The sequence below is a fragment of the Rhodococcus sp. NCIMB 12038 genome, from assembly GCF_002165735.1.
Taxonomy (GTDB): Bacteria; Actinomycetota; Actinomycetes; order Mycobacteriales; family Mycobacteriaceae; genus Rhodococcus_F.
In genome coordinates this window covers 1-2771 of sequence record NZ_NHML01000077.1, presented here as the reverse complement: position 1 = coordinate 2771, position 2771 = coordinate 1, and the positions used below count along the sequence as shown (strand labels likewise).

Sequence of the window (2771 nt, the reverse complement as noted above, 5' to 3'; positions counted from 1 at the left end):
AGTCCGAGCTGATCGATGAAGTCGACGAGGTCACCGCATAGCTCGTCGAAGCTGTAATCCGACAGCGGAGCATCCGAGCCGCCGTGGCCGCGCGGGTCGAGGCAGACGCACCGGTGCTGCGAGGCGAGGTCGCGGACCTGGTAGTCCCACGTCTCGAGGGTCGAGGTGAAGCCCGGTACGAAGACGATCGGCGATCCGCCGTTGCCGAGGTCGCGGTATCGGATCCGGACCCCGTTACCGAGTTCTGCGATGGTCACGTGCGTGATTCCTTCCAACTGAGAGTTCTGCGCCTTGGTGTCGTTTCGACCGCGTGCGGGTTCACCGACAGCGGGGCGGGGAGGACTTCCCTGGCGTACAACTCGGTGTAGCCCGGGGTGTGCTCCCGGTCACGACCGCCTGATCTCGAACGCTACAGATGCCATCGGGGAGCAGCGATACACATGTCGCGGTCGTCAATCCACAATCCGCAAACCCGACGTCGGAGGACCACGCCCCTGGGCATGATCGGGAGGCGTTGCCTGCGGTCGGGCCGCGTGGTGGCAGCTCGCCGCGGCCGTGGCCTTCCTCTGCTCGGAGCCGTGTCGATGCGCCAGCTCCAGAAACTGTTCCAAGCATTTCGACATGAGCCCGTCGGACTCCGTGCACTCTATCCGTCGCGATGAGGCGTGCTCGGACCCTCTCCGGAAGGACCACAGTTCCTTCTCGACGTGCGATCGCTTCTACGAGCACGGTCGGTGACATCGAATTCCTCTGAGGTTTGAACCATCTCGGACCGTAGTACTACGAGCGAAGTTTGGCCGGAGGCGCCCACCTACGCCTGGGAGCAGACAGGCCTGAGCCGGTAGGGCGGGTGAACGGCTCCCCATGAAGAGGTCTGCCCGAGTTCGATAACCGGACGACATGTCTCGCAAAGTGTATGTTCTTCAAACCCGGCCGCCTCTAACGTGGGTCGTAGCCAAGAAGTGATCCAAGCAACACTTGAAGCTCGAGTGTTACGAGCGATTCCGATCCGCACGTTCCGGTGCGCCACCAAACGACATTATTACCCGAACAACGGGTCCCGGCTTTCCCGAGCACGCCGAGACCCGTACCAGGAGAGTCAGAGACGTCTGCCAGGCCGAAGTTCGCCCACGTCTTAGTGCAGACCAGGCTCACGCTGATGCGGGACTGGTTTCGCGCAGTGCTCGATGGGCTGACGGCACCTTCGTCGAGATGCAGATCGATAACTTCGCCGAACCCGAGCGGGAGACCGACTACACGCACGGACCCGGAGTACCCGACGACTCGCCGAATTCACGACCCGCGCATGGCCTTTGACAGCTGAACTACCGGACCTGATGCCCGTACCGAACGGAGCCCACTGAACAACCCTTCCGACTGAAACAGACCCACGGAAAGAGCTGGAGCCACCTCATGACCACCACACCCGACACCATGACCACCGCACCCGCCCCCGCGACGGCAACCGAAGCAGGGGTCGACCCGAATCGCTTCCGCGACCTGATGGCCCGAGTCTGCGCACCGGTGACCATCGTGACCACCGCCGACGCGGACGGCCCACACGGGGCCACCGCCAGCTCGTTCACCTCATTGTCGCAGGAGCCTCCGCTGATCACCGTGGCGTTCGACCGCCGCTCGGCGCTGTTGCAAAGAATCCAGAGCACTGGCCGGTTCGGAATCAACCTGCTCCACCACCGTCAGGACGACCTGGCGATGCTGTTCGCCACGCGCGGAGCCGGCGCGGACCGGTTCGCCGGAACGTCCTGGCAGCACGACACCGGGTTGCCTCGCATCAACGGCGCTGCCGGCTGGGCCGAGTGCGAGTTGTACGACACCGTTCAGGGCGGTGACCATCTGCTGCTGATCGGCCTCGTCACCAAGGTCGACAAGGCCGACCTTCCCCCGCTGGTGTACGCAGAGCGCATCTTCGGCACCCACTCCCATTTTGTCGAGCCGCTCCCCAAGCCCATCGGCGAGCAGACCGCCTGCGCACCGGACTGACGGCGCATACCCCGACATCCACCCCGACCACATCGCACCCCACCGAGCCGGGTGGCGCGAGAACACGAAGGAAGCAAACGATGCCCGTAGCGCTGTGCGCGATGTCGCATTCCCCCCTCATGGGACGAAACGACCCGGACCAAACCGTGATCGACGACGTCGACGCCGCGTTCGAGAAGGCGCGCACGTTCATCACCGACTTCGCCCCCGACCTGATCGTGATCTTCGCCCCGGATCACTACAACGGGGTCTACTACGATCTGATGCCCCCGTTCTGCATCGGTGCCGCGGCCCAGTCGGTCGGGGACTACGGCACCGAAGCCGGACCGCTGAACGTCGACCGCGACGCCGCCTACGCCGTCGCACGGAAAGTCCTCGCCAGCGGAGTCGACGTCGCGTTCTCCGAACGCATGCACGTCGACCACGGCTTCGCCCAGGCCCTGCAGCTGCTGGTCGGCTCGATCACCGCGGTCCCGACCGTGCCGATCTTCATCAATTCCGTCGCCGAGCCGCTCGGCCCGGTCAGCCGCGTCCGGCTGCTCGGTGAGGCCGTGGGGCGGGCCGCGGCGAGGCTGGACAAGCGGGTGTTGTTCGTCGGTTCGGGTGGGCTGTCCCACGATCCGCCAGTACCGCAGTTCGCCACCGCCCCTGCGGAGGTGAAGGAGAAGCTCATCGATGGGCGGAACCCTACCGAGAACGAGCGCAACGCCCGCGAGAAGCGGGTCATCGACGCCGGTCGTGACTTCGCTGCCGGGGTGGCCACCATTGCG

3 protein-coding genes are annotated in these 2771 nt (G+C 65.1%); 2 read left to right on the top strand and 1 reads right to left on the bottom strand.

What is annotated here, in order from left to right:
- A partial coding sequence (locus tag CA951_RS41915; RefSeq protein WP_179220527.1) for an alpha/beta fold hydrolase occupies positions 1-257 on the bottom strand: 257 nt, incomplete at its 3' end.
- 1156 nt (positions 258-1413) lie between these two features.
- Here CA951_RS41915 and CA951_RS41910 point away from each other — a divergent pair.
- Both CA951_RS41910 and CA951_RS41905 read left to right on the top strand, forming a co-directional pair.
- On the top strand, positions 1414-2001 hold the full coding sequence (locus tag CA951_RS41910) for a flavin reductase family protein (RefSeq protein ID WP_256974314.1): 588 nt from the start codon (positions 1414-1416) through the stop codon (positions 1999-2001).
- An 80-nt stretch (positions 2002-2081) separates the two neighbouring features.
- Positions 2082-2771, top strand: a 690-nt coding sequence (locus tag CA951_RS41905; RefSeq protein WP_087562451.1) for a 3-carboxyethylcatechol 2,3-dioxygenase, incomplete at its 3' end; no start/stop codon positions are given.

Bases quoted from the DNA above. Each gene is read 5' to 3' on its own strand.
- CA951_RS41910 (WP_256974314.1), top strand. From the start codon at position 1,414: ATGACCACCACACCCGACACCATGACCACCGCACCCGCCCCCGCGACG.